This is a genomic window from Kitasatospora sp. NPDC051984 (assembly GCF_044593455.1).
Taxonomy (GTDB): domain Bacteria; phylum Actinomycetota; class Actinomycetes; order Streptomycetales; family Streptomycetaceae; genus Kitasatospora.
The window spans coordinates 76,681-100,127 of record NZ_JBIUCB010000020.1; the positions used below are offsets into that span (position 1 = coordinate 76,681).

Below are 23,447 nucleotides of genomic sequence, written 5' to 3' on the forward strand. Positions count from 1 at the left end.
ACCGCACAGAGTGCGGCAGCCGTCGCGACGGGAGCGAGCCCGACCGGGAAGAGCTACTCCCCGGCAGGGCCAAAACCCGGATTCCGCACGCCCCCACGCGGCGGTGATCCGGGCAAGGTCCGCGAACGCGACGGCGGGAGGGCCCCCGCGGACCTGGCTCGGTTTTTCCTATGGCTTTTGTGTGCCGCTTCCTCCGGTCCGTCCACCGCTCCGACGCTTTCCGCGTCGCGCAGGCTCTCCGCAGCGGCGAAGAGTTGGAAGACCGATTGAATCAGCAAATGGTGCTTGTGAGTTCACACGACTGACGTTCACACGACCGCGTGCGCAGTGAGGGAATGCGCGCAAGGCACGCTGCGACAAGCCGCACCCTGTGGATCTCGCCCGGGGCGGCCGTCGTGCTGAACCGAACGTAGCCCGGACGGTTGCTCAGAGTCAACATTGGTCCCTGAGCGTAGATCCCGGCCTGATCGCGGACCCACTCACCTGCCCCGGCCCACCGGGCACGTACGATGGGCCCATGTCATTTCTCCGCCGTCGCTCCGGACAGCCCGCCGGCCCGGACTTCGACGTCCTGGCGATGGACCCGGGCGACTGGCCCGGCCTGTTCGGGGCCATGATCATGGCCGGTCCGGACGGATCCTGCCAAGGCATTTTCCTGCGCTACGACCTGCTCGGTGGCCGCGGCCCCGCGATGCTGATCGGCAACGTCCCGCAGGGGTCACCCGCCCGCGAGAGCGAGGACGGCGTGCCCTTCGAGGTCCGGCAGCTGCTCGCCGCCCTGGAGAACGACGAGCCGGTGGACTTCGTCTCCGCCGAGGACTTCCCGGTCATGCTCGGCGACGACCTGCTGATCGTCCGGAAGGTCAAGGTCAGCGAAGGGCGCCTGTACTGCTCCCAGTTCGGGCGCAGCGACGACGTCCAGGTCACCATCGCCTCCTGGGACCGGCCGATTTCGGACGACCTCTACCAGCTCCTGAAGCCGCTTCCGGCGGAGATGTTCCAGCAGGACTAGGCGCGCGATGCCCCGGCCACCGCTGCTCACCCGCCGCCTGCACGTGGACCTCCGGCGCACCGCCGGCGCGGCCTGTCCGGCGTCCTGACCCTTCCCGAGTCCAGGACCGCCCGACCGACCACGCCCGCCCGGAGGACCGCCGCCATGCCCCGCACCCCCGCGCACACCCCCGCCGTCGCCGCCGGAAGCCCGACCGACGCCGCACGCGGAACCGATTCTGCGAACAGCCGGGACGAGACCGCCCTCGAACGGGTCCTCGGCCGGCTGCCCCGGGTGGTCGACCTGCTCGCCGCCCGCGCCGCCGAACACGACCGCGACGGCACCTTCCCGTACCAGGGCATCGAAGCCGTCCACGAAGCCGGGCTGCTCACCCTGACCGTCGGCCACCGCTACGGCGGACCCGGCGCCGGACTCGCCGACACCGTACGGGTGTTGGCCCGGCTCGGCCGAGGCGACGCGTCCGTCGCGCTGCTCACCGCGCACACCCTGCTGCACCACGCCGAACAGGCCGCCGGCGCGCCCTGGCCCGCCGCGCTCTACCGGCGGCTGCTCACCGAATCCCGCCGCGGCCCCGCCCTGGTCGGCACCCTGCGCGCCGCCCCCGGCCGGCCGCCCGCCGTCACCGCCCACTGGCACGGCGACGCCTGGCGACTCAGCGGCCGCGCCGCGCAGTGTCCCGGCGCCGAAGCGCTCGCCTGGCTCGCCGTCGAAGCCCGCACTGAGGAACAGCGGCCCCGCACCGGCCTGTTCCTGATCCGCGCCGACAGCCCGGGACTCGAGATAGACCCCGCCGCCGACCAACTCGGCCTGCGCGCCGCCGCCGGCCACGACGTCCTGCTGGACGGCGCCCGGGTCGGCACCGACGCCGTCCTGCTGCCCCGCACCCCCGCCCCGGCCGGCCACCCGCTCGCCGCCGCCCGGCGTCAACTGGCCCTCGCCGCCGTCCTGCTGGGCACCGCCTGGGCCGCCCTCGACTGGTCCGCCGGACACCTGCGCGGCAGCGCCGCCCACCGCCGCCCGATCGGCGAACTCGACGCCCGGCTCACCGGCGCCGAGGAACTCGTGCACGGCCTCGCCAGCCGCATCGACGCCGACCCGGCCGCCGCCGGGCGCGCCCCCGCCGTCCAGCTGCTGGCGGCCCGCACCGCCGCCGACACCGTCCAGCAGTCACTCGCCCTCACCGGCAGCGCCGGCCTCGACCGCCGCCACCCGCTGGAGCGCCACCTGCGCGACACCCTCGGCCTGCGCACCCAACTGCCCGCCGAGGACGCCGTCCTGGACGCCCTCGGCGAAGCGCTGTTGGGCTAGCGGGTACCGACCGCCGCGCGCACGGCGCGGCGGGCCAGCGACGCGTCGTCGTACAGCCGGCGGATCATGATCCGCTGCTCCTCGCCCGCGCCCGGGAGGTCGTGCATCCGGAGCTCCCGCATCAGTACCAGCGTCAGGTTGACCAGGAACGCGTCCCGGGCCAACGTGCCGCCGGACTGGGCGAGTTGGCTGATCTGGCGGCGGGCCGCGGTGTCGCCCGACAGGACGCTCCACAGCACCGCCAGGTCGTAGCCCGGCAGGTACCAGCCGGCCTGTTCCCAGTCGAGCAGGACCGGGCCGGACGGGGCCAGCAGCACGTTGCCCAGCAGCGCGTCGCCGTGGCAGAGCTGGCGCGGGACGGAGGACAGCCCGTGCAGCAGGCCGCGCAGGTCGCCCGCGTCGCGGTCGGTCAGCAGGCCGAGCGAGTGGAAGCGGGCGATCTCCGTCTGGTAGTCCAGCGGCTGGTCGAACACGTCCGTCGGCGGCCGCCACAGGTTCAGCGTGCGTACCGCGCCGAGCACCGCGCGCACCTCGCCCGGCGTCGGCGCGTTCGCCGGGTGCCGCTCGCGGGCCGCCGGACGGCCCGGGACCCGCTCCAGCACCAGTACGCAGCGGTCGTGGTCGGCCGCCACCAGGCGCGGCAGCCGGACCGGCGGGCGGTGTCGCACGAACGCCCGGTACACCGCCACCTCGTGGTGGAACCGGTCCATCAGCTGTGCCGCCTGCGGACCGCGCAGCGCCCCCGGCGCCAGGCACTTGGCCACCACCGGGGCCCGGCCGATGGTGCCCGCGACCAGGATGTGCCGGCTGCCCTCCCGCAGCACCTGCCGGGGCAGGAACGCGGGACATATCCGCGCGACGTTGGCGAGCACCGCACGCACCGCCGGGGTCTGCAGCGCGGCCGGATCCACCCGGTCCACGAACGCCTCGACGCCCCGCCCGGGCATCGGACGGCCGAGCCGGCCCGTCTGCTCCGGCATCGGACGGGTCACCAGGGTGGTGCGCCCGCGCGGGTCGCGCAGCTCCACGGTGCGCGGCACGGGACGGCCCGCACCGGCGGTCGGGGGGCGCAGACCGGAGCGTGGCGGGCGCGCGGCCGCGCCGTCCACCCCGATCGGGGCGGTCGGTCGAGTACCGGTGCTGGCTGTGGAGTACATGGGCGGGTGAGGGTCCTTCCTTGACCGGCGGCAAAGCTTCACGGGGCCCGGACACGACTGGGGTCGGGCCGCCGGGTGGGGAGCGGGCGCCGGGCACGGAGCCGGACCCGGCGAACCGGCCGCACCCTGGGGAAATGCGTCCGCTCCGACCGTCCGTGCCATGCCCGGTGCCCCCGCGCCACCCGGTTGCGCCACCCCCTGAACCACGCGACTGGGACCGGCTCCTGACTGGCCGTCGGGTCGACATCCGGGCCGGTCGGGGGCCGTTCCGACGCGAAGTCGGGGTGGCGCATACCTACCTGACACCCGATCGGCACTGGCACGCCACATAGCGGACCCTGGCGAACCCTGGCGAATGGTCGCTTGGCATGTGACAGAGCCACTAGGGTCGTGAGCCAGCCGATGAACCTGGGGGCTCATTTGAGCAGGGGGCCGAACAGCAGACTGGCCGACCACTTCGCACTGACCGGCTGGTCGAAGGGCGAACTGGCACGGTTGGTCAACCGGCGGGGTGCCGCACTGGGCGAGCAGCAGCTGTCCACCGACACCTCCCGGGTCCGGCGCTGGATCGAGCAGGGCGAAATCCCGCGCGACCCGGTGCCGAGGGTGCTGGCGGCGGTGTTCACCGAGCGGCTCGGCCGTGTCGTCACCACTGAGGACTTAGGTCTCGAACGGCACCGATCCGCCAGGTCCGGCAGCACGGCGCCACCGCCGACGGAACCCGGGGCACCGGATCGGACGGCCGCGGTCCTCACCGAGTTCACGGGAATGGACCTCATGCTGAACAGACGCGGACTGGTCGGCGCCTCCGCGGCCCTCGCGGCGGGCGCGGTCATCGCCGACAACCTGCACGACTGGCTCACCGGCGGCGCGGCCGCCGAAGCCGCCAGCGGCCCCCGCACCCGGAGCCCCGGCCCCGTGGCCGACGTCTACGAAGCCGGCCCGGTCGGCGAGGAGGAAGTCACCGCCCTCGAACGCTCGGTCGAGGTGTTCCGCGCCTGGGACGCCTCCCGCGGCGGCGGACTCCAGCGCAAGGCCGTGGTCGGCCAGCTCAACGAAGTCGGCGGCCTGCTCACCCACGGCCACCCCGCCGCCCTGGAACGCCGGCTCTGGACGGTCGCCGCCAACCTCGCCGTACTGGCCGGCTGGATGTCCCACGACGTCGGACTCGAACCCACCGCCCAGCGCTACTTCGTGATCGCCGCCCAGGCCGCCCGGGAGGCCGAAGACCGCCCCCGGGCCGCCGAGGCCGTCTCCCGCGCCGCCCGCCAGATGCTCCACCTCGGCCGCGCCGACGAGGCACTCGAACTCATGCAGCTCGCCCGGGCCGGCACCCGCCCCGCCGACGGCGCACTGCCCCGCACCCGCGCCATGCTGTGCACCGTCGAAGCCTGGGCGCACGCCTCGCTCGGCCGCTCCGACGCCACCCGCCGGACCCTCGGCGAGGCCGAACACCTCTTCGTCCAGGAGGCCGACCGGCCCGCCCCCGGCTGGATGCAGCTGTTCGACGAGGCCGAAATGCACGGCATGCAGGCGCTCGTTCACCGCACCCTCGCCGAACACGACGCCGGCGCCGTCCCGTTGGCCGTCCACCACGCGCAAGAGGCCGTCCGGCTGCGGCAGAAGACCGGCCGGGAACGCTCCGCGCTGCTCGACCGGATCACGCTGGCCTCCGCGCACTGGATCGCCGGCGAACCCGAGGCGGCCGTGACGCAGGCGAACAGTGTCCTCGACGGGATCGACCAGACCTCCTCCAAGCGCACCTGGGACCGGCTCCGCGAGATGGACCGGCTCGCCGAACGCCACCAGGGCCTGCCGGCCGTCGCCGAACTGCGCGAACGGATCCGCGACGCACTGCCCGCGCCCCGGGACCCCCGGCCGATCTGAGCCGCCGGTGCGTGACGGGCGCGTGACAAGTGTGTGGCACGCGCCCGGCGCGCGGACCCCACGTCCGGAACCGGTCGATCCGGTACGGACGGAACCGGCTCGGACTGGCCGTACCTGCGGAAATCCGTTGCCCTGTGTGCGGATCGGCCCCCGAGCCGGTAACCTTCGGTGATTCCGGCGCCCGGGCGCCTGAGCTGTGCCAACCGACCCCGGCGACGGAAATCCCGTTGCCTTGACGACCGCCGCAACGGATGCTGACCTCATGTTCGAGCCAGTGATAGCGCCCAGCGCCAGCCTCCTCGGCCTCCTCCAGAGAGGCCGCGGGGACGGGCAGCTGCATGCGTTGGCCGCAGACCGCGACGAGGCGATCACCGCCGTCGAGAGCTGCGTGACCAACGACCCCCGCGCCGACTGGCAGGTCGAGAACCGCTCCTTGTACTACGCGCGGCTCTACATGGAGTTGGAGGCCCCCCTCACCGGCCTCGAACTCCACCTCACCTCCCCCGAGGACGCCACCGACACCGACGAGGCCCGCACCGGCCTCGCCCTGGCCGTACTCGGCCACCTCGCCGGTTACGGCCGCCGCGACGCCCTCGACCTGCTGCGCGCCTACACCACCACCGGGACCAACTGGGCCTGGGCCCTCGACGAACTCGCCCTGCGCGACACCGACGAGGCGCTGCTCGCCCTGGCTCCCGCCGTCCTGCGCCGCTTTCCGGCCGGTCCGGAGGGCGACGCCGAACTGCGCGAAGCCATCCGCGCCGCGTACGAGCCACGGGTCTGGCGGCTGTGGGCCGTCCACCACCCGCGGATCGCCACCGCGAGCGAGCAGTCCCCCTTCGACCTGTGGCAGCGGCAACTCAACCGCCCCGGCGTCACGCCCGGTTGGTCCACCGCCGACGTCCTCGCCTGGGCCGACCAGGGCGAAAGCCGCGAACCCGGCGCCCTCGCCCGGCGCGCCGCCGCGGCCGCCCGCTGCCTCACCGCCGTCGTCCGACCCGAGGACGCGGCACTGCTGCACGAGGCCGCCGCCGGTGGCCCCGCCGGCGCCCGCTGCGCCGCCCTCCGGCACCTGGTCGAACAACGCGACCCGGCCGCCGCCGAATACATCGAGACCGCCGCCGCCGACCTGGACCACCGGATCGTCGCCACCTCGCTGGAACTGCTCGGCCGGATGCGAGGTCCCGAGGCGCTCAAGCACGCCCGCCGCTGGGCCGACCCGGCGACCGGCAGTGCCGACAGCGCCCTCGGCCAGGCCGCCGTCCGCCTCCTCGCCGACGCCGGCGAAGCGTGCGACGCACCGCTGGTGGTCGCCGCGCTCCACCAATGGATCTCGCTGAACGGTGTCACCGGCACCGCCCTCGGCAGCCTCGTCGACGGCATCGGCCGACTGCGCGCCGCCGCGGCCGTGCCAGCCCTGCGGCACGTCTACGGCGAAGCGGCCTCCTCCGAACTGCGCGGCCGGGCCGCCCAGGCACTCGCCGTCACCGACCCGTACTTCGGGGAGGGCCCGGCCGTCGAATGCCTGTGGGACTGCGAGGAATCCACCCGGGAACTCGCCGCCACCCACGTCACCACCACCGGTGACGCCCGCGTCCTCGAACGTCTGCGCCGACTCGCCGCCGACCCCGCCGAGGAAGCCGAGGTCCATGCCGCCGTTCGCGGCCGTCTGACGGCCCGCGACCGGTAGAGTCACGCCCATGCAGCGATCGCGAGCTCCGCGCCACGCCCTGACAGCCCTCCTCACCGCAGGGATGCTCCTCGGGGCGGCCGGCGGCGCCGCCGCCCACGTCGAGGTCAACACCTCGACCGCGCAGGCGCTCAGCGTCGATGCCACCGTCACCTTCTCCGCCGAGGGCGAGTCCTCCACGGCGGGCATCACCGACCTCAAGGTCACGCTGCCCGCCGGGCTCGCCCCCGCCGACATCACCTCCGTCAAGACCCCCGACGGCTGGGCATTCACCCCCACCGCCGACGGCTGGACGGTCGCCGGGCCGGCCCTCGCGCCCGGCGCGACCGCGGAGTTCTCCGTGAAGGTGCGTCAACTCCCCGCCGCCACTTCGGTGGTGTTCAAGACCCTGGTCGACTACTCCGACGGTCACACCGACCGGTGGATCGAACTCCCGCAGGGCGACAGCAAGCCGGAACACCCGGCCCCCGTCCTCGCCCTCCGCCCGGCCGCCGCCGGAGCCACCCCGCTTCCGGCTGCCGCGACGCCTTCGGCCGCTGCCGGCGACTCCGCCGCACCGTCCGCCACCGCGCCGTCCTCTGCCGCGCCGTCGGTGTCCGCCACCGCCTCGGGCACGCCCGTCGCGTCCGAGAAGGACACCGAGAGCATCACCACGATCGTCCTCGGCGGCCTCGCCGCGGTCGTGGTGCTCGGCACGCTGATCGCCTTCGCGGTGCGCCGCAGGTCCTCCCGCCGCGACAAGTAGCCGTCGCGCACGGCCGCACTGATGGACTGGTCACTGCTCACCGACGCCTGCGGACCGGCGGACCACCTACCGGCGCTACTCGAACGCTTCGCCGCCGACCCGGCCGCCCGCTGGCCGGAGTTGATGGACCACCTGTGCCCGCAGCTGGACACCGCGTACCCGGCGAGCTGGGCGGCGTTGCCCCGCCTGGCGCAGATCGCGGCTGCCCACGACGGGACGACGCATGCGGTGCCGGTGCTGTCGGCGGCCGGGGCGATCGCCTCCTGCGCGCCCGGGCCCGGGACGGTCGGCGGCCCGCTGGACGAATTCGCCACCCCGCTGGGCGAGTTGCACCGGCTCGCCACCGGAGCGCTGAGCCGGGCCGCCGACCAGGAGCAGTACGTGCTGCTGCTCTCCTGCCTGCTCTCCTTCGAGGGCGTGGAGGTCTGGGACCGATGCCTGGACGGCCTGCACACCGGTGAGTACGAGGCCTGCTGCCCCTGGTGCGGCCTGCTGCTGGAGGTGGAGCTCGGGACCGACCTCCCGTACTGCGCCGACGCCGAGTACTCGCTGCCCGGAGAGCCCGAGCGGGTGCCGCTGCGGCCGGCCGGGCCGGACCAACTCGGCGTCCCGGCCGCCCAGTTGTATGCGCGGGCGGTCGCGGACGGCCGGAGGGAGGTGGCGCGGGCGGTGCTGCGGTTGTTCGGGAGCTCGGCCTGTCCGGACTGTAGGACGGAGTTCGTGGTGGCGGTGCAGGTGGCGGCTGCGCGGGGCTTCGGGGTTGTGGTCAGGCCGGTTTGAGGTGGGGGAGGGTGCGGACGTGGGGGGAGAGGAGGGGGAGGAGGGTCAGGGTGGCCTGGGTGAGGGCGGCTGTGGTGGCCAGCAGGTGGGGGCTGTAGTGGGTGGCGAGGGGGCCGCAGGCCAGCTGGCCGAGGGGGATGGCGAGGTAGGAGAAGACGTCGGCGTGGGAGGAGACGCGGGACAGGAGGTCGGGTGGGAGGTGTTCCTGGAGTGAGGTGTCCCAGGCGGTGGTGGCGAGGGCGCTGCCGAGGCCGGCGGTGAGGGCGGCGGCGAGGAGCCAGGGGGTGGGGGCGTGCAGGCCGAGGGCGAGGAGGGGCAACGGGAGGGTCAGGCCGGCGAGCTGGCCGGCGGCGAGCAGGCGGGGGAGGGCGAGCCGGTAGAGGGCGGCGCCCGCCAGCAGGAGGCCGGTGCCACGGGCGGCGAGCAGGGTGCCCCAGAGGGCGGGGCCGGAGAGTTGTGGGCCGAGGATCTGCCACGGGCCGGTGAGCAGCAGGTTGGTCGCGCAGTAGGACCAGGTCGTCCACCAGATCCAGCGGGTGCGCCGGAAGGCCGTCCAGCCTTCGCGCAACTCCGGTAGCAGGGATGCCCGTTGGGCGCGGATCCGGCCGGCCGGGAGGCGGGCGAGGCAGAGCGCGGCGGGCAGGTAGCTGAGGGCGTCGCCCGCCACCGCCCAGCCGGCGCCCACGCCCGCCACGAGGAGTCCGGCCAGTGCCGGGCCGAGTACCTTGCTGCCGTTGGCGGCGATGCCCAACAGGGCGTTCGCGGGCCGCAGTTGCTCACGCGGGACGAGTTCGGGCAGCACGCCGACCAGCGCGGGCGAGGTGAACGCGGTGAGCAGGCCGTTGAGGAACTCGAGGGCGGCGATCGGGCCGAGCGCGTAGTGGCCGGTCAGCAGCAGTGCCGCAACCAGGCCCTGGGTGAGGCCGGCCCCGAGGTGGGTGGCGAGCAGGACGGTGCGGCGCGGGAGGCGGTCGGCGATCGCGCCGCCCAGCAGCAGGAACGCCAGCAGGGGGAGCGTCCGCAGCGCGAGGACGACGCCCAGGTCGGTGGCTCGGCCGGAGCCGTCGAGCACCGCGAACGCCAGTGCCACCGGCGCCATCGCGCTGCCGAGCAGGGAGATCGCGCGGCCGGCGAAGAACCAGCGGAAACCGGGGTGGTGAAAGAGTGGTGGAAGCACCCGCAGAGTGTGCGAGGCCGCACCGCCGGGCCTCTATCGTTTCGGCGACCGACGAAAGCTGAGGAAGGGGCGGACGTTCGCCATGGTGATGCTGCGACTGGACTCGCTGGCGCTGTCCCGTTCCCGGTTCGCGCTGTCGCCGTTCGCCGAGACGCTCGCCGCGATCGTCCAACTCGCCCGCCCCGCAGCGGATTCGTGGCATCCGGAGTGGCACGCCCGGCATCGCGTCGAGTTCCACGCCCGGCTGCGCGCGGACCCGTACGCGCGGGGGCTGGTCGGGCTGATCTCGGCCACGAAGTGGCTTCCCGAGCATCTGGTGGTGCCGCCCGGCGGCGGGATGGAGACCACCCTGGAGTCCGAACTCGCCGAGGCGGCGCGGGTGCCGGACGAGGCGGTGCGGGAGAGCCTGCGGCTGTCGCTGGCGCACAGCTGGGAGAGCGACCGGCACCTGGACTGGCTCACCGGACGCCAACACGGCGCGCGGGCCGCCGAGTTGTTCCGCGCGGTCTGGGACACCCACCTCGCCGCCGAGTGGCCGGCCCGCCGGGCCGTCCTGCAACGCGACGTCACCCACCGGGCCGGACTGCTCGCCGCGCACGGCTGGCCGCGCGCCCTGCACCTGATGAGCCGACGCACCGCGTGGGTCGGCGCCGACGCCATCCGGTTCAGCGACCGGCCCGGCCCGGACCAGGTGGTCGGGCCGGACGGGATGCTGTTCGTCCCGGTCAGCTCCCGCAGCAGCTCCTGGCTGTGCCACGCACCCGGCCGCCCGCACGCCCTGGTCTACCCCGCCCGCGGAACGGGCGTACCCGGCCCCGCCGCCGCCGGTGACCAGGCCCTCGCCCGGCTGGTCGGCGCCGGCCGCGCGGCGATCCTCCGCCACCTCGACATCCCCGCCACCACCAGCGAACTCGCCACCCTGATGGGCCAGTCCGTCGGCACCGTCGGCGGCCACCTCGCCGTCCTGCGCGACACCGCCCTGGTCGACCGCACCCGCCTCGGCCGCCGCGTCCTCTACCACCGCACCCCGCTCGGCGACCACCTCGCGGACGGGCAGCCGGGGTTGTGACGGGCCGTCAGGGCGTCTGTGTTCGATTCAGCCTGGCCAGGTGGGCCACCAGCAGGTGTTCCTTGCGGAGCAGCCGTTCGCGCTCCTCGGCGGGAAGGCCGGCGAGCGCATTGGTCAGCACGCGCCCGCGCGGGACGAGGACCAGCGCGGTGGAGTACACCCGGCAACCGGCACACCAGCCGAGCCGGACGCAGCGCTCGTAGCCGGACGACTCGGGCGGGTGGAGCCGGTACAGGTACGAGCGGACGGGGGCGTCGCAGTCACCGCACAGGTAGCGGTCCCCGTCGCGGCGGGGCTCCCAGGGGTGGACCTTCAGCCAGTACGGGCGGCGGCCGGGCGCTCTTCAAGTCGTCGTCATGGCGGGCATCATCGCACAGCGCGAGGATGCCCTCCCGTGCCGGCGGGCCGCACCGGGGGCGGGGTGACGGGACGTCAGGCGACGCAGAACTCGTTGCCCTCGGGGTCGAGCATGATCCACCAGTGGCCGACCGGGCCCTGGTCGTGTTCCTTGACGCGCTTGGCGCCGAGGGACTCCAGGCGCTCGACCGTGGGTTCGAGTCGGCCGTCGGAGTGGATGTCGAGGTGGAGGCGGTTCTTGGTGGACTTGGCTTCGGGGACGTCCTGGAAGAGGATGCGCCGGCCCTTGCCGATGCCGCTGACGGGGTCGTGCGGGTCGTCGGGGTGGCGGACGGCGGAGAAGCCGCGGAACTGCTTGCGGCCGTCCGGGAGTTCGAGCACGGCGGCGGCGGGGAGGCGACCGGCAGCGAGCAGGGAGTCGATCAGCGCGGTGGGGTCCTCGACCTCGTACTCGAGGGCGGCGGCCCAGAACTCGGCGATGGCGGAGGCATCGGCGCTGTCAACGACCAGTTTCCAGGCGAGTGTCATGGCACCGCATCAAATCGCACACCTGATCGAATCACAAGCAATGCAGGTGGCTGCGGCGTGTCGGGCGGGCAGTGTGCGCTGCTCAGGTGAATTGCCGTGGCCGATCAGGGCGACGCGGATCGCGGCGGGCGCGAACCGGTGCTGCGCGCTCTAGCTTCGCGACTGGGCGGACGGGCCCGGTCCGGGCCCCAGGTGTCCGCGAACAGCTCGGACAAGGAGAGGCAGTGCACATCACCAGGAAGGCCGCCGCCACCCTCGCGGCGGCGGTCTCACTCGCCGGCGTCGTCGTCCTCGGAGGCGGTCCGGCGAGGGCCGAGGGCGAGTCGTTCAGCAAGTCCGTCCAGGCCGCGAGCGACGGTACCAACCTGGACGAGTACCTCGGAGCCGCCTTCTTGACCCGGGACTCCGAACTCGGCTACCAGGACTGGACGTTCACCAAGGTCGCCGAGACGTCCGACGGCCTGGGCGTCTACACCATCAAGGGCGGCCACTACGGGAAGTGCATCGCGGACGCCGGCGACGGGCACTCCGTGACCCAACTGGTCTGCGACCCGGACGACGAGTACCAGAAGTGGGTGGTTGACACCGACCGGGAGCGCAGCACCATCGCCAGCAACGAGGACCCGGAGATGGTCCTTCAGGCCAACGGGGAGGACCAGTCCGTGACCATCGAGCCGGCCGACGGCCGACTGCACCAGTGGTGGATGCTCTACGACAAGTAGCGCGCACGGAAAACGGGCGGGCCGCCCGGTCGTTCCGGGGCCCGCCCCTTCCGGGGTGGTGGCAGGTCAGTGCATCGCACCCGCGTCCGGGGCGAGGACGCCCGCGGTGACCAGGCCGATGATGGTGATGCCGAGCAGGACGCGGTAGATCACGAACGGCATGAAGCTGTTGTGCGAGATGTACTTCAGGAACCAGGAGATCGCCGCGTAGCCGACCGCGAAGGCGATCACGGTGGCCAGAATGGTCGGCCCCCAGGCAGGTGCCGGGCCCTCGCCGATCTTGAAGAGTTCGAGCGTGCCGGAGGCCAGCACCGCCGGGATGGCCAGCAGGAACGAGTACCGGGCGGCCGCCTCGCGGCTGTAGCCGAGGAACAGGCCGGCGCTGATCGTGCCGCCCGAGCGGGACACGCCCGGGATCAGCGCCAGCGACTGCGCGGCGCCGTACATCAGCGCGTGCGGAAAGGTCAGCGAGCTGATCGGGCGGGCGTTGCGCACCGCGCGCGAGCGGTCGGCGACGGCGAGGATCAGACCGAACACGATCAGCGTGGTGCCGATCAGCCGCAGGTCGCGCAGCGTGGTCTCGATGGTGTCCTGGAACAGCTTGCCGATGATGCCGATCGGCAGCGTGCCGACGATCACGTACCAGCCGAGCTTCGCGTTCTGGTCCCGCCGCCACTCGGCCCGGAACAGCGACAGCGTCCACGCCTTGATGATCGCGCCGATGTCGCGGCGGAAGTAGATCAGCACCGCGGACTCGGTACCCAACTGCGTCACCGCCGTGAACGCCGCGCCCGGGTCGTCCCAGCCCGCGAGGGCCGAGAACACCCGCAGGTGCGCACTGGAGGAGACCGGCAGGAACTCGGTCAGACCCTGTACGAGACCGAGCACGGCCCCGTGGAACCAGTCGATCACCGGACAAACCCCGCGGATATCGATCGGTGGTTCAGCATGGCGTCAGTCCTGTTCGCTCGTGAGATGGCCCGGCGGCGGCTCGGGGGCTCGGACCGGTGTGGCCCGGACAATAGGGGCTCCAGGTGTCGCGGACCTTTCCTCCGGGTGTCTGGAGGGGTTCGACGCTCAGCGGGTGAGGGGATCCGGGGGATTGCGGTAGGGCCCAACCGTCTTGTGCGGGCGCGGAGTTCGACGGCCTTCCTCGGTCCTGGCGTGACGGGATGCCGGCAGACGGTCAGTTGGCGTGCTGCGCCGCCCAGTCGGTGCGGGTCAGCTCGTAGACCACGTCGCCGTGCTCGCTGCCCGGGATCGGGTCCGGCCAGTCCTCGAAGAAGGTGCGGACGTGGCGCAGGCCGGCCCGCTCAAGTACCCGGCGGGAGGCGGAGTTCACCGCCATGGTGGTGCCCACCACCCGTTCCGCCTTCAGCTCGGTGAACGCTGCGCGCACCAGGGCGACGGCTGCCTCCGTCGCGTACCCCCGGCCCCAGGCGGCGGGCAGCAGGCGGTAGCCGATCTCCAGTCCGCCGGACGGGCCGGTCTCCAGCCCCACCGAGTGGGCCGGGCGCAGGGCCGCCCAGCCGAGGAAGCTCTCCGTACCGGTGGCCAGCGCCCAGCAGCCGAGGCCGGCCGGCAGTCGGTCGTACTCGTCGAGCACCGCCGGGAGTACCTCCTCGGCGACCTGCGCTGCGGGCATCGGACGGCCGTCCTCCAGGTGCCGCATCACCTCCGGGTCGCCGCACAGCGCGGTGACGGCGGGGAGGTCGGCGGGGGAGAGGCGACGGAGGGTCAGTCGGTCGGTGCGCAGGCGGATGTCCATCGGGCGAGCTGATCACTCGGGCGCGGGCGTGGCAAGCGCTTTTCCGGGTGCGGGCGGGAACAGTCCGGATGGTTCCGCTCATCACACCAGCGACCGAAGGGGCCCAACGCAGCCAATTTTGTGCGCACGAAGAACACTTCGAAGGCACTTCCGGACAATCATCGTCTACACGAACCCGTAAATTCTTCGCGTAAGGACCTATCCGCAGCCGGCGGCCCACAAGTTGTATCAAGGGAGTGAGTCATGAGTACTCAGGTGAAGGCATTCGGATTCGGCATGCCGTGGGAATCGTTGTACGGATACAGCCAGGCCACTCAGGTCGGTGACACGGTTTATGTGTCGGGGCAGCTGTCCCATGACCGTCACGGCACTTTCGTGGGTGCCGACGACTTCGAACTGCAGGTCCGCACCACGCTGGAGAACCTGGACCTGGTACTGAAGCAGTTCGGGGCCGAGCGCAGCCAGATAGTAGAGACCACGGTTCTGGTGCGGAACCTGCGCGAGAACTTCGACACGACAGCACGCCTCCACGCCGAGTACTTCGGGGAGCACCGCCCCACCAGCACGGTCATGGGCGTTTCCGACTTGGCGCTGCCGGACCAACTCGTCGAGATCGGCGCGCTCGTGCGTCTCGATGTGAAGCCGTAGGTGAGGAGTCCGGCTCGATTCATTCAGTGGGCTCTTGTCATGCTGACTGCTGAACACGAATGAGTGATGTCGGGGAGCGGTGAGCGTGGCGCCCCGGCTCGAAGGCGATTTCGCAACTCGCTGCATGGCGACCGGGGTGTGGAACCCCTCATGAGTTCGAATCTCGTATCCTCCGCCTTCGCCCGCCAGGGCAAACGAAAGGCCCCGACTCAGTGGTCGGGCCTTCTTCGTGTTCCGGGCTCGGCCCGCGTTGGCGTGCTCGGGTTCGCCCACGGCCTGTAGCCTTCGTGCCCGCTTGGCCGCGGGGATGGTGAAGGCTGCTGCCGCCGACTGGTGGCTCCCGCAGCCGGACCGCAACGCACTGCGAGCCACCAGCTGAGCAGGAGTGCCTGAATGACTCAGCCTGCGACGGGCCGTTCGCCGCCGACCGTCGTCGGATTCGTCCAGCGCCTTCTGGAGTTCGGTGAGGCGGTGGCGGATGCGCAGGGCGTCCGGCCGGGGAATCCTGAGCGTGTCCCGCTGGGCATGTGCGGTGAACGGCGTGATGTGACCCATTGGGATCACGCGTGGTGAGCACGGAGCAGGGTCGCCAGCTCCTCCAGGGAGACGAGGGCAGCGTCGGCGGCGCACGGTTCCGGGGCAGGGTGAGGGAGAAGAGCGATGAGGCGAACGGGCAGGTCGTCGTGATGACCGGGGGACAGAAGGCCGGTCGGGGTCGGGGCCGCGGTGCCGCGCTGACGTTCGTGGAGCACGTGGGCCCGAACGGGGTGCTCGTCCGCCGGGGATCGCGGCGCCACCGCAAGCACCAGGAGCCGGCCGCCGGATCGACGTGGTGGGCGCCCGCGGCGCGCGGATGGTGGATCGCCGTCCTGTTCGCCGTCGGGTCGTTGCTGTTCGCGGTCGGCTCGATCCCGGGGTACGCCAATGCGTTCGGGTCGTCGCGCGGCGACGCGATCACCTACTTCGTCGGTTCGCTGTTCTTCACCACGGCTTCGTTCCTCTGTTACCGGGAGGCAGTCGATGCCTCGTTACCGGCGCAGAATCCTCGCCGCCGACGCTTCTTCGTCGTCCAGCCCGGCCGGATCGACTGGTGGGCCACCGCGGTCCAACTTCTCGGGACCGTCTACTTCAACGTCAGCACCGCACTCGCCATGGCCGACAACCTCTCCGCGCAGGCGGCACACCGGCATGTGTGGCGGCCCGACGCGATCGGCTCGGTCTGCTTCCTGGTGGCCAGCGCGCTCGCCTGGTACGAGGCCAGCCACGGGTGGCTGGCCTGGCGCCCCCGAACCTGGGCCTGGTGGATCACGCTGGTCAATCTGATCGGTTCCATCGCGTTCGGAGTCTCCGCCGTGGCCGGCTGGGTCAGCCCGGTGACCGGCCAGGTTCACAACCTCGACCGGGCGAACACGCAGACACTGATCGGCGCGGTGTGCTTCTTGGTCGGCGCGGTGCTGCTGTTGCCCGAGCGCACCGAGGAAGCCGCCTGAGTGTCCGTACCCGTCTCAGGGTTGAACCATCTGGGGGCGCACGAGGAACAGCGCCGGGTGAACAGGCCCTCGTCACGGACGGCCCGGCGGGCCGCCGCACGGCAACGCCGAGAGGATCGAACAATGCGCCTGAAGTGACGTGAACGGTGAAATGCCGCGAGAGAGAGGGTGTCCATGACCGGTACCAGCAGTCGAGCCGGACAGCCGGCCCGCCGGAGGATCACGAGTGGGCTCTCGAAAGTGTTCGCACTCAACCCGGCGGGCCTGAACTGGCCGCGGGCGGTGATGTTCCTCGATGTCGCGCTGGTGCCGCTGGTCGTCTTCTGGGCGATCGGGTACGAGCAGTACTTGCTCAGCGCGGTTTTCGGCCTGTTGTTCGCAGCGCTGGACGACCCGGGCGGCAGCTACCGGGGCCGGGCGTCGCACATCGCCGTCTTCGCCCTGATCGGTGCGGGGGTGACCGCGCTCGGGTTCGGCATCGGCGGGGACGCCTGGGGCTGGCTGGTGCTCGCGGCCTTCGTGGTCACCCTCGTGGCCGGCCTGGCGGTCGCGTACGGGACGCGAAGGTTCGTCACCGCCATGCTCCTCAACCTCTGGTTCATCGTCACCCTCGGCGCCGCCTCCAGCTTCCATCAGCACGCGCGCATCACGAGCTACACCTGGGCCCAGACGGTTGCCTGGGCAGGTGGCGCGGCGTTGTGGATCATCGTCACGTTCGCCGGATGGTTGATTCAGGGACGCGTGGACAGGCCCCAGCCGGTGACGGAACTCCCGGGCGACACCTCGCGCCGGAAACTGACCCGGCCGCTGATCATGTTCGCGGTGATCCGCGCCCTGGCCATCGCCGGCACTGTCGCGCTCGCCTTCGGGCCGGACCTGTCGTACGGCTACTGGATGCCGATCGCCGCCATGGTCGCGATGAAGCCGAATCTGGAGCAGGCCACGCTGGTCTCTGCGCAGCGGCTGACCGGCGCGTTGATCGGCGCGGTCGCGGCTGCGCTGCTGCTGTTGATCCCCACCAGCGAGCACGGCCTGCGATTCTTCGCCGTCTTACGCGGACTCGAAGTGGTCGCACTCGTACTGCTGGTGCACGGCGCGGCGATTCGGTTCTGGAACTACGCGCTCTACTGCGCGGCCATCGCCGCGGGCGTCCTCGTTCTGGTGGACCTCCCGCGGCCCTCCGACTACGCCGCCGAGGGCTATCGGGTGCTGTGGACGTTCTGCGGCGTCGGAATCGGCCTGCTCGTCATGCTGCTCGCGGGCCTGCTGGCCAAACGCACCCGCAGAGCTCCGTCCCAGTCGGCCGGTTGACGGGCGGCCGGGCGTGAAGGATCAAGGCGACTCGGCCGCCCTGAGCACAGGTGGTGGTGGGGCCGCCGCGCGGTTGAACAGGTAGGCGCAGAGGAAGACGCCGGTCACGACCAGCAGGGCGCCGGTGAGTTCGTAGAAGCCGGGCAGGCGGTGCTGCCACAGGAGGTTGAACACCACGCCGAAGACGGCCTCCATTCCGATGATCGGGCCCATGATCGTCGTGGGCAGGCGTTTCGTTGCCGCACTCCAGAACCAGGTGGCGCACCAGGAGCCGAGCAGTGCCAGTGCGGCGCACCAGCCCAGGTACGGCCAGAAGGTGCCGGGGTCGGCGAATGGCGAGGGGCCGCTGCCGGATCGGGCCAGCGGGATCAGGAGGGTGGATCCGCAGAACGCGCCGAGGCCGATGCTGGCGGTCCACACCACGTTGTCGACGGGCACCTTGGCGCGCTTGAGGATGATTCCGTTGACGATGACGAAGTAGGCCCAGGCCAGGCAGGCCGCGAAGCCGAGGGCGATCCCGATCAGGATGTGGTTCGCGGAGCCGCCGGCCCGGTCGGCCGCGGAGCCGCGGTCGACCAGGAGCAGACCGCCGGAGACGATGAGGGTCGGCAGCAGGAGCCGTCGCCAACTCAGTGCCTTCTCGAAGACGTTGGAGGCCAGGGCGACCATCGCGGGGATCAGGCCCGTCAGGGTGGACGCGAGGACTCCGCCGCCGATCGTGGCGGACAGGGACAGCAGCAGGTAGAAGCCGATGTATCCGACCACGCCCAGGTGCATGGCCTTCAGGAAGCTCCGCGCCCCCATCCTCCGTGCCTTGCCGGGGTTGAGCGCCAGGACGGCCATCGACATCAGGCCGAAGACCGCGTACCTGCCCACCACCAGGTAGTAGATGTTGACCGGGGCGATGGCGGCGGGCCCGAGGAAGGTGAATCCCCACAGGGCGGTCGCGGCCAGTGCCGCCGGGAGGCCGATCGAGTAGTTGGGTGCCTTAACGGGAATCACCTGCGGGGGCCTTCGGCGGACGGTCGGTGAGCTGGTCGCCGATCGCCTGGATCCGGTCGACCAGGAATTCGATGTCGGCCACTGTCGTCCTGTGGTTGTTGTTGGCGACTCGGATGACGAACTTCCCGTCGATGACGGTGTGCGACGGCATTGCCAAGCCACCGACCTGGAGCCGTGACAGTATCTCCCGGTTGACCCGGTCGAGTTGGTCCGCCTGGGCGTCCGGCCAGACGTAGCGCAGGCAGGCGATGTTCAGCAGGCTGCGGGAGACGACCTCCAAACTGCTTGAGGCGTCGGCCAGTTGCGTCAGGTGGGAGATCTGCGCGATGTTGCCCGAGATCGCGTCGGCAAAGGCGTCGAGGCCGTGTGTCCTGAGCGCGAACCAGACCTTCAGCGCCCGGAAACGCCTGGACTGCTCGATGCTCCGGTCGGAGAACGCGACTTCGTACGCCGCGGGGCCGCGGTCGGTCCGGCTGATGTAGTCCGCGTTCGAGCTGAAGGCCGCTTCGAGGCCGTCCGGCCGGTTGACCAGGACGCAGCTGGCGTCGAACGGCAGATAGAGCCACTTGTGGAGATCGAAGACGAGCGAGTCCGCCTGGTTCAGGCATGCCAGCAGCCGTCGGTGGGTCGGCAGCAGATAGGCGAACGCGCCGAAGGCACCGTCGAGATGGAGCCAGAGCCCCTCCTCGCGGGTGACGGCCACCAACTCTTCCAGGGGGTCGATGGCACCGGTGTTGACGGTGCCGACGTTTCCGACCACGCACAGCGGATGGAACCCCGCCTCGCGGTCGCGCCGGATCGCGTCGCGCAGTGCGGCCGGGTCGATCCTGAAGTCCCGGTCGACCGGAATCTGGCGGAAGAACTCCCGCCCGATTCCCAGGAGTTCGGCCGCCTTCTCGAACGAGTGGTGCGTCTCGACGGAGCCGTAGACGGTGAGCTGCGGACCGCCGAGGTTGCCGTGGCGACGGATGTCCCAACTCCCGCCGGCCTGGCGCGCGGCGGCGAGGGCGATGATCTGACCCATCGAACAGCCGCTGGTCAGCACCCCGGAGGCTTCGGCGGGCCAGTCGAAGGCCTGCTTGAGCCATTCGATCACCTGCCGCTCGACCAGCATCGCCGCGTTCTCGCCCGAACCGAGCGTGCAGTTGATGACGGAGGCGAGCAGATCGGCGTAGGCGGCGATGGGCACGCCGGAGCCGTTGGCCCAACCCCAGAAGCGCGGATGGATGTTGCCGCGCGGATACGGCAGGATCGACTCGCAGAACTCCTCGTACACGGTGGCCATCGGCGTACCGCTGCGCGGCAGTTCGGTGTCGAGGGCCGTGCGGACCTTGTCGGGCACGGGCTGCCAGACCGGGCGGTCACGGACGCCCTCGAGGTAGTCGGCCATGTCGTCGATCATCCGCTTGCCGAGGTCCCGGAACTCCTGCCAGTCGGCGGGATCGAGGTTGCCCATCAGTGGTTTCCTCCCTCGATGAAGGCAGTGAAGCGTTCCGGGTGGTAGAGCGCGTGCATCGGGTGCGGCTCGCCGCGGAGCGAGGCGAGGACGGCGCGGCCGATCGCGGGCGCCTGGGCGAAACCGCCGGTGTTGTGGCCGCCGTTGATGATGAACAGGCGCTCGTTCACCGTGGTTTCGGCGTGGTAGAGGCCGAGCGAGGTCGCGGTCCAGGGGCGGACGCAGAACTTGAAAGCGTAGTTCTCGGCCGGGTCGGAGGATTCCGGCAGTTCGGCCCGGTCGGGGAACAGCCGCTCGATGGTGTCGCGGATGCCCTCCCGCATCGCCGCGAGCTGCCGTTCGTCGATGCCGTCCGTCGTGGTGCCGACGTACCCGTAGCCGGAGCCGACGATCAGGATCTCCTGGCCGTCGCTGTCCACGGCGACCGTGACGTTGGCGTCCTCGGTCACGTGTCCCTTGCGGGCGACCTTGAGCGAGTGCGTCAGGTCGATGCCCTTGTTGCTGATCCGGATCCAACCGCCCAGCACACCGTGGATCCGCCCCTCGCACGGAGATCCGGCGAGCAGTTCCCGTCCCTCGAATCCCGGCGAGGCCACGACGTGTGCGGTCTCGGGAACGGGCCGGTCGCAGGCGAATCCGGTGAGCCTCCCGGCGTCGTCCCGCCGTACGCCGCGGACCGGGGTGTCCCAGTGGAAGACGGCGCCCCGGGCTTCGAGCTGCGCGATGATCTTCCCGGCGAACTTGTGGACGTTCACCGTGAAGCCGGGTACCAGCAGGCCACCGGCCAGCTCCCCGTCCTGGACGGGCCGGGCCAGACCGGGGAAGTCACGGGCGACCTCGGCAGGCGTCAACTCGCGGAGCACGGCGCCGATCCGGCGGTGGCGGGCCAGCGCGGCCTCGAGGCCGCGCGGGTCGGAGTAGAGCCGCAGGATGTCCTCGGCGAACACCGCGTCCTCGAAGAGGCCTGGGTGGTCGCCGCGTAACCGGGTCCAGCCGTGGAAGGCCTCCGCGGTGAAGGCGAAGATGTCCTCGTTGTAGGCCCGCGCGAGCCAGGCGGGAACGCGCTGGAACTCCTCGATCCAGGCCCGTTCCGAACTCGGCAGGGCGGAGCCGCTCTTGGCCAGCCAGCCGTTCTCGGTGACCGGTACCCGGAACCAGGACGGGGCGCTGCCGTGGAAGTCCTGGTTGTTGTAGCTGTCCATCTCGGTGAAGGTGAACATCCGGGCATCGTCGCCCGCGTGGGTGCAGCCGTACTGCCGCCAGTCCTTGCTTCCGGGTGACGGGGACTTGTCGAGCACGGTGACGTGGTAGCCGTTGTCGGTCAGCTCCAGCGCGGTGACCAGGTTGACGATCCCGGCGCCGATCAGGACGACCTCACGGTTCTGCGGATCGCCGCCGACGGAAGGCCGGCCGAGGGCGAACTGCTGCTCGCAGCGTCGCAGAGCCGTGGCCAGGGCGTCCAAGTCGGTGTCGTTCTGCTGGAATTCGGTGATGCCGGGCAGCCGGGTCGCTCCCGGTACGCCGATCACATAGGAGAGGAACTTGGGGCCGGGAACGGACTCCGACCACAGGCGCAGCGCCGAGTCATCGGGCCGTCGAGGTGTGATCAGGGCATCGGCACCGTGCTGGATGGCGCAGTCGACCACCCGTTCGTCCGACGCGAGCGACAACTCCGGTGCGTGGACGATGTTTCCGGACTTCAGGAAGTCCGAACCCTCGAGCCCTGAAGTGACTGTGGCCATCAGGACCTTGGTCACGAGAAGAACCTTTCGTCGTTGGAGGGAAGAGACCACTTCTGCATGACAAGTCGGGGCCCGGAGTCGTCGATCGTGATGCCGGTGCCGATCCACCCGTCCTGGAAGGCGAGTTCCAACTCCGTGGTGGACGCGAGCGCGACGGCCTGCGCCGGACCGGCAGCCTCGGGCCAGCCGGCCGGAGTGGACCGGTAGAACAGGAACCTGAGTTTTCCGCCGAACTTCTCCACCAGCCGGATCGGCCGGAAGCCCGTCTCGATCAGCGAACGGATCCCGTGCGGGTTGCGCGGTGAGCTGGTGGCGAAGAGATGGCGGACGTCGGTGGCCACCAGGTCGGCCAGGGCCCGGGTGTTCAGCAGCCGGGCCAGTCGGTGTCCGCGCCAGTCGGGCAGGACGGCGATGGTGTCCCAGTGCGCGACCCGGTCGTACTCGGTGGCCGGGAGCGCGGTGTCCTTGGCGAGGTTGAACTCGCGATCACGCGGAAAGTAGACCATCCGGTACGCGACCGTTTCGCCGTCGTGGGAGACGCCGTAGCAATGGCCGCCGTCCGCGAGGCAGTAGGAGATGAACTCCTCCGTACTGGGCTGGAAAATCGTCTGGTCGGCCAGGCCCGCGCGGATGCGTTCCTGCAGATCGAGGATGAGCCCGAGATCCCCGGGGCCGAGCCGGTGGACCTCAAACATTCCGGCGCCCCGCAGCGGAGACGAAGGCGGAGATCAACGGGTCCGCACCGCCGGCCGGGTCCGGTGCCGCGGGCAGCTCCGGATGCCAGAGCACGCCCACCACCCAGCTGTCGCCCGTGAACTCGATGGCCTCGACGAGCGAGTCGTCGGAATGCGCGGTCGCCCGCCACCGGGGATCGGCCCGCTCGGGCATCGCCAGCCCTTGATGGTGGTAGGAGGTGACCAGCAGGGAGCGCTCCCCGTACGCCCGCGCCACCTCGCCGCCGGCGACGAGCTCGACCCGGTGCCGCGAGGATTCGGAGACCGAGAGCCGGTGGGAGACGCTGCCGTCGGTCTCGTCGGGGATGTGCGGGATCAGCCGGTTCCCGGCCGCGACATGGAGGACCTGGCAGCCGCGGCAGATCCCGAGCGTCGGCATCCCGGCGTCGAGGGCCAACTCGACCAGCCGGAGCTCGAACGCGTCGCGCTCGGGGTGGTAGTCGTACCCCTCCTGCCGGGGCGTTCCGGCAGCGTGGGCGGGATCGATGTCCTCGCCGCCGGTGAGCAGCAGACCGTCCAGCGCGGACAGGATCGGCTCGCACAGCTTCTCGTCGCCGAACGGGATGATGATCGGTACACCGCCTGCGCGCGCGACCTGTTCGACGTATGCCTGGTGGACAGCGTGGCTCTGTACCGACCTGCGTAAGCGCGCGGTGATGCCGATTCTGGGTCGCACGACCCGCCCCCATGAGCTCGCATAAATGACTGAACACGGTCACGGGGGATGCTAGCTGACGCCGACTCGGCCGCACCAGATCAACCGGACGGCTCCCGGTGCCGGCCGCGCATCCCGCCCGGGACGTCCGGGACGTCCGGCGGGAGGGTGCTCAACCCGCCGTCCGGCCCGACGCGACGAAGCAGCGC

General features: G+C 71.5%; 23 protein-coding genes. 12 read left to right on the forward strand and 11 right to left on the reverse strand.

The window, feature by feature from the left end:
• Nucleotides 1-517: 517 nt before the first annotated feature.
• The 3 genes from ACIHEI_RS29365 to ACIHEI_RS29375 are packed head-to-tail and all read left to right on the forward strand — an operon-like array spanning nucleotide 518 to nucleotide 2,320.
• The gene (locus tag ACIHEI_RS29365) at nucleotides 518-1,012 is read left to right on the forward strand and encodes a hypothetical protein (protein WP_387648470.1); all 495 of its coding nucleotides are present in this window, start codon (nucleotides 518-520) and stop codon (nucleotides 1,010-1,012) included.
• A 7-nt stretch (nucleotides 1,013-1,019) separates the two neighbouring features.
• Entirely contained in the window at nucleotides 1,020-1,100 is an 81-nt protein-coding gene (locus ACIHEI_RS29370) for a putative leader peptide (protein WP_359783877.1), read from the forward strand.
• A 56-nt stretch (nucleotides 1,101-1,156) separates the two neighbouring features.
• Nucleotides 1,157-2,320, forward strand: a complete 1,164-nt coding sequence (locus tag ACIHEI_RS29375; protein ID WP_396608792.1) for an acyl-CoA dehydrogenase family protein — start codon at nucleotides 1,157-1,159, stop codon at nucleotides 2,318-2,320.
• Here the strand turns inward: ACIHEI_RS29375 and ACIHEI_RS29380 are convergent.
• Nucleotides 2,317-3,477: an aminoglycoside phosphotransferase family protein gene (locus ACIHEI_RS29380; protein WP_387648465.1), complete on the reverse strand. Its 1,161-nt coding sequence runs from the start codon at nucleotides 3,475-3,477 to the stop codon at nucleotides 2,317-2,319. The genes ACIHEI_RS29375 and ACIHEI_RS29380 overlap by 4 nt on opposite strands.
• 420 nt (nucleotides 3,478-3,897) lie before the next feature.
• On the opposite strand from ACIHEI_RS29380, the gene ACIHEI_RS29385 reads away from it, so the two are divergent.
• The 4 genes from ACIHEI_RS29385 to ACIHEI_RS29400 all read left to right on the forward strand — a co-directional run bounded on the left by ACIHEI_RS29385 (nucleotide 3,898) and on the right by ACIHEI_RS29400 (nucleotide 8,579).
• Entirely contained in the window at nucleotides 3,898-5,364 is a 1,467-nt protein-coding gene (locus ACIHEI_RS29385) for a hypothetical protein (protein WP_387648671.1), read from the forward strand.
• Between the two features lie 262 nt (nucleotides 5,365-5,626).
• On the forward strand, nucleotides 5,627-7,054 hold the full coding sequence (locus ACIHEI_RS29390) for a HEAT repeat domain-containing protein (RefSeq protein WP_392954991.1): 1,428 nt from the start codon (nucleotides 5,627-5,629) through the stop codon (nucleotides 7,052-7,054).
• 10 nt (nucleotides 7,055-7,064) lie between these two features.
• Nucleotides 7,065-7,799, forward strand: a complete 735-nt coding sequence (locus tag ACIHEI_RS29395; protein WP_396608793.1) for a DUF1775 domain-containing protein — start codon at nucleotides 7,065-7,067, stop codon at nucleotides 7,797-7,799.
• Between the two features lie 21 nt (nucleotides 7,800-7,820).
• The gene (locus ACIHEI_RS29400; RefSeq protein WP_396608794.1) at nucleotides 7,821-8,579 is read left to right on the forward strand and encodes a hypothetical protein; all 759 of its coding nucleotides are present in this window, start codon (nucleotides 7,821-7,823) and stop codon (nucleotides 8,577-8,579) included.
• Here ACIHEI_RS29400 and ACIHEI_RS29405 read toward each other — a convergent pair.
• Nucleotides 8,566-9,756, reverse strand: a complete 1,191-nt coding sequence (locus ACIHEI_RS29405) for an MFS transporter (protein WP_396608795.1) — start codon at nucleotides 9,754-9,756, stop codon at nucleotides 8,566-8,568. The two genes, ACIHEI_RS29400 and ACIHEI_RS29405, sit on opposite strands and share 14 nt — an antisense overlap.
• Nucleotides 9,757-9,838: 82 nt before the next feature.
• Between ACIHEI_RS29405 and ACIHEI_RS29410 the strand changes: the two genes are divergently transcribed.
• Nucleotides 9,839-10,825 (forward strand): ArsR/SmtB family transcription factor, encoded by a 987-nt coding sequence (locus ACIHEI_RS29410; protein ID WP_396608796.1) that lies wholly within the window; start codon nucleotides 9,839-9,841, stop codon nucleotides 10,823-10,825.
• A gap of 7 nt (nucleotides 10,826-10,832) precedes the next feature.
• Here ACIHEI_RS29410 and ACIHEI_RS29415 read toward each other — a convergent pair whose 3' ends face one another.
• Nucleotides 10,833-10,985, reverse strand: a complete 153-nt coding sequence (locus tag ACIHEI_RS29415; RefSeq protein ID WP_396608797.1) for a hypothetical protein — start codon at nucleotides 10,983-10,985, stop codon at nucleotides 10,833-10,835.
• A 272-nt stretch (nucleotides 10,986-11,257) separates the two neighbouring features.
• On the reverse strand, nucleotides 11,258-11,710 hold the full coding sequence (locus tag ACIHEI_RS29420) for a VOC family protein (RefSeq protein ID WP_387648447.1): 453 nt from the start codon (nucleotides 11,708-11,710) through the stop codon (nucleotides 11,258-11,260).
• Nucleotides 11,711-11,934: 224 nt separating this feature from the next.
• On the opposite strand from ACIHEI_RS29420, the gene ACIHEI_RS29425 reads away from it, so the two are divergent.
• Entirely contained in the window at nucleotides 11,935-12,432 is a 498-nt protein-coding gene (locus ACIHEI_RS29425; protein ID WP_392954982.1) for an RICIN domain-containing protein, read from the forward strand.
• 66 nt (nucleotides 12,433-12,498) lie between these two features.
• Here the strand turns inward: ACIHEI_RS29425 and ACIHEI_RS29430 are convergent, their stop codons facing one another.
• Together ACIHEI_RS29430 and ACIHEI_RS29435 are read right to left on the reverse strand one after the other, a co-directional pair.
• Complete coding sequence (locus ACIHEI_RS29430; protein WP_392955116.1) at nucleotides 12,499-13,341, reverse strand: undecaprenyl-diphosphate phosphatase; 843 nt, start codon at nucleotides 13,339-13,341, stop codon at nucleotides 12,499-12,501.
• A 277-nt stretch (nucleotides 13,342-13,618) separates the two neighbouring features.
• A complete protein-coding gene (locus ACIHEI_RS29435; protein ID WP_396608798.1) occupies nucleotides 13,619-14,200 on the reverse strand; it encodes a GNAT family N-acetyltransferase in 582 nt (193 codons plus the stop codon).
• Between the two features lie 243 nt (nucleotides 14,201-14,443).
• Between ACIHEI_RS29435 and ACIHEI_RS29440 the strand changes: the two genes are divergently transcribed.
• From ACIHEI_RS29440 to ACIHEI_RS29450, 3 genes are all read left to right on the forward strand, one after another.
• The gene (locus tag ACIHEI_RS29440; protein WP_387648434.1) at nucleotides 14,444-14,848 is read left to right on the forward strand and encodes a RidA family protein; all 405 of its coding nucleotides are present in this window, start codon (nucleotides 14,444-14,446) and stop codon (nucleotides 14,846-14,848) included.
• Nucleotides 14,849-15,534: 686 nt separating this feature from the next.
• Nucleotides 15,535-16,338, forward strand: a complete 804-nt coding sequence (locus tag ACIHEI_RS29445; protein ID WP_396608799.1) for a hypothetical protein — start codon at nucleotides 15,535-15,537, stop codon at nucleotides 16,336-16,338.
• Between the two features lie 174 nt (nucleotides 16,339-16,512).
• Nucleotides 16,513-17,649: an FUSC family protein gene (locus ACIHEI_RS29450; protein ID WP_396608800.1), complete on the forward strand. Its 1,137-nt coding sequence runs from the start codon at nucleotides 16,513-16,515 to the stop codon at nucleotides 17,647-17,649.
• Between the two features lie 21 nt (nucleotides 17,650-17,670).
• Here the strand turns inward: ACIHEI_RS29450 and ACIHEI_RS29455 are convergent, their stop codons facing one another.
• Genes ACIHEI_RS29455 through ACIHEI_RS29475 form a run of 5 tightly spaced genes read right to left on the reverse strand, consistent with a single transcriptional unit; the run spans nucleotide 17,671 to nucleotide 23,259 of the window.
• Nucleotides 17,671-18,651 (reverse strand): DMT family transporter, encoded by a 981-nt coding sequence (locus ACIHEI_RS29455; protein WP_396608801.1) that lies wholly within the window; start codon nucleotides 18,649-18,651, stop codon nucleotides 17,671-17,673.
• Entirely contained in the window at nucleotides 18,638-20,107 is a 1,470-nt protein-coding gene (locus tag ACIHEI_RS29460; protein ID WP_396608802.1) for a pyridoxal phosphate-dependent decarboxylase family protein, read from the reverse strand. The genes ACIHEI_RS29455 and ACIHEI_RS29460 overlap by 14 nt, the downstream gene beginning before the upstream one ends.
• Complete coding sequence (locus ACIHEI_RS29465) at nucleotides 20,107-21,864, reverse strand: NAD(P)/FAD-dependent oxidoreductase (RefSeq protein WP_396608803.1); 1,758 nt, start codon at nucleotides 21,862-21,864, stop codon at nucleotides 20,107-20,109. The genes ACIHEI_RS29460 and ACIHEI_RS29465 overlap by 1 nt, the downstream gene beginning before the upstream one ends.
• On the reverse strand, nucleotides 21,861-22,544 hold the full coding sequence (locus ACIHEI_RS29470) for a GNAT family N-acetyltransferase (RefSeq protein WP_387648415.1): 684 nt from the start codon (nucleotides 22,542-22,544) through the stop codon (nucleotides 21,861-21,863). Before ACIHEI_RS29470 ends, ACIHEI_RS29465 begins: the two co-directional genes overlap by 4 nt.
• Nucleotides 22,537-23,259, reverse strand: a complete 723-nt coding sequence (locus ACIHEI_RS29475; protein ID WP_396608804.1) for a gamma-glutamyl-gamma-aminobutyrate hydrolase family protein — start codon at nucleotides 23,257-23,259, stop codon at nucleotides 22,537-22,539. Before ACIHEI_RS29475 ends, ACIHEI_RS29470 begins: the two co-directional genes overlap by 8 nt.
• Between the last annotated feature and the right edge of the window lie 188 nt (nucleotides 23,260-23,447).

Coding starts and splice junctions, on each gene's coding strand:
- ACIHEI_RS29370 (WP_359783877.1), top strand. CDS start 1,020: ATGCCCCGGCCACCGCTGCTCACCCGCCGCCTGCACGTGGACCTCCGG.
- ACIHEI_RS29365 (WP_387648470.1), top strand. CDS start 518: ATGTCATTTCTCCGCCGTCGCTCCGGACAGCCCGCCGGCCCGGACTTC.
- ACIHEI_RS29400 (WP_396608794.1), top strand. CDS start 7,821: ATGGACTGGTCACTGCTCACCGACGCCTGCGGACCGGCGGACCACCTA.
- ACIHEI_RS29460 (WP_396608802.1), bottom strand. CDS start 20,107: ATGGGCAACCTCGATCCCGCCGACTGGCAGGAGTTCCGGGACCTCGGC.
- ACIHEI_RS29420 (WP_387648447.1), bottom strand. CDS start 11,710: ATGACACTCGCCTGGAAACTGGTCGTTGACAGCGCCGATGCCTCCGCC.
- ACIHEI_RS29395 (WP_396608793.1), top strand. CDS start 7,065: ATGCAGCGATCGCGAGCTCCGCGCCACGCCCTGACAGCCCTCCTCACC.
- ACIHEI_RS29445 (WP_396608799.1), top strand. CDS start 15,535: ATGACCGGGGGACAGAAGGCCGGTCGGGGTCGGGGCCGCGGTGCCGCG.
- ACIHEI_RS29380 (WP_387648465.1), bottom strand. CDS start 3,477: ATGTACTCCACAGCCAGCACCGGTACTCGACCGACCGCCCCGATCGGG.
- ACIHEI_RS29410 (WP_396608796.1), top strand. CDS start 9,839: ATGGTGATGCTGCGACTGGACTCGCTGGCGCTGTCCCGTTCCCGGTTC.
- ACIHEI_RS29390 (WP_392954991.1), top strand. CDS start 5,627: ATGTTCGAGCCAGTGATAGCGCCCAGCGCCAGCCTCCTCGGCCTCCTC.
- ACIHEI_RS29440 (WP_387648434.1), top strand. CDS start 14,444: ATGAGTACTCAGGTGAAGGCATTCGGATTCGGCATGCCGTGGGAATCG.
- ACIHEI_RS29450 (WP_396608800.1), top strand. CDS start 16,513: ATGACCGGTACCAGCAGTCGAGCCGGACAGCCGGCCCGCCGGAGGATC.
- ACIHEI_RS29375 (WP_396608792.1), top strand. CDS start 1,157: ATGCCCCGCACCCCCGCGCACACCCCCGCCGTCGCCGCCGGAAGCCCG.
- ACIHEI_RS29470 (WP_387648415.1), bottom strand. CDS start 22,544: ATGTTTGAGGTCCACCGGCTCGGCCCCGGGGATCTCGGGCTCATCCTC.
- ACIHEI_RS29435 (WP_396608798.1), bottom strand. CDS start 14,200: ATGGACATCCGCCTGCGCACCGACCGACTGACCCTCCGTCGCCTCTCC.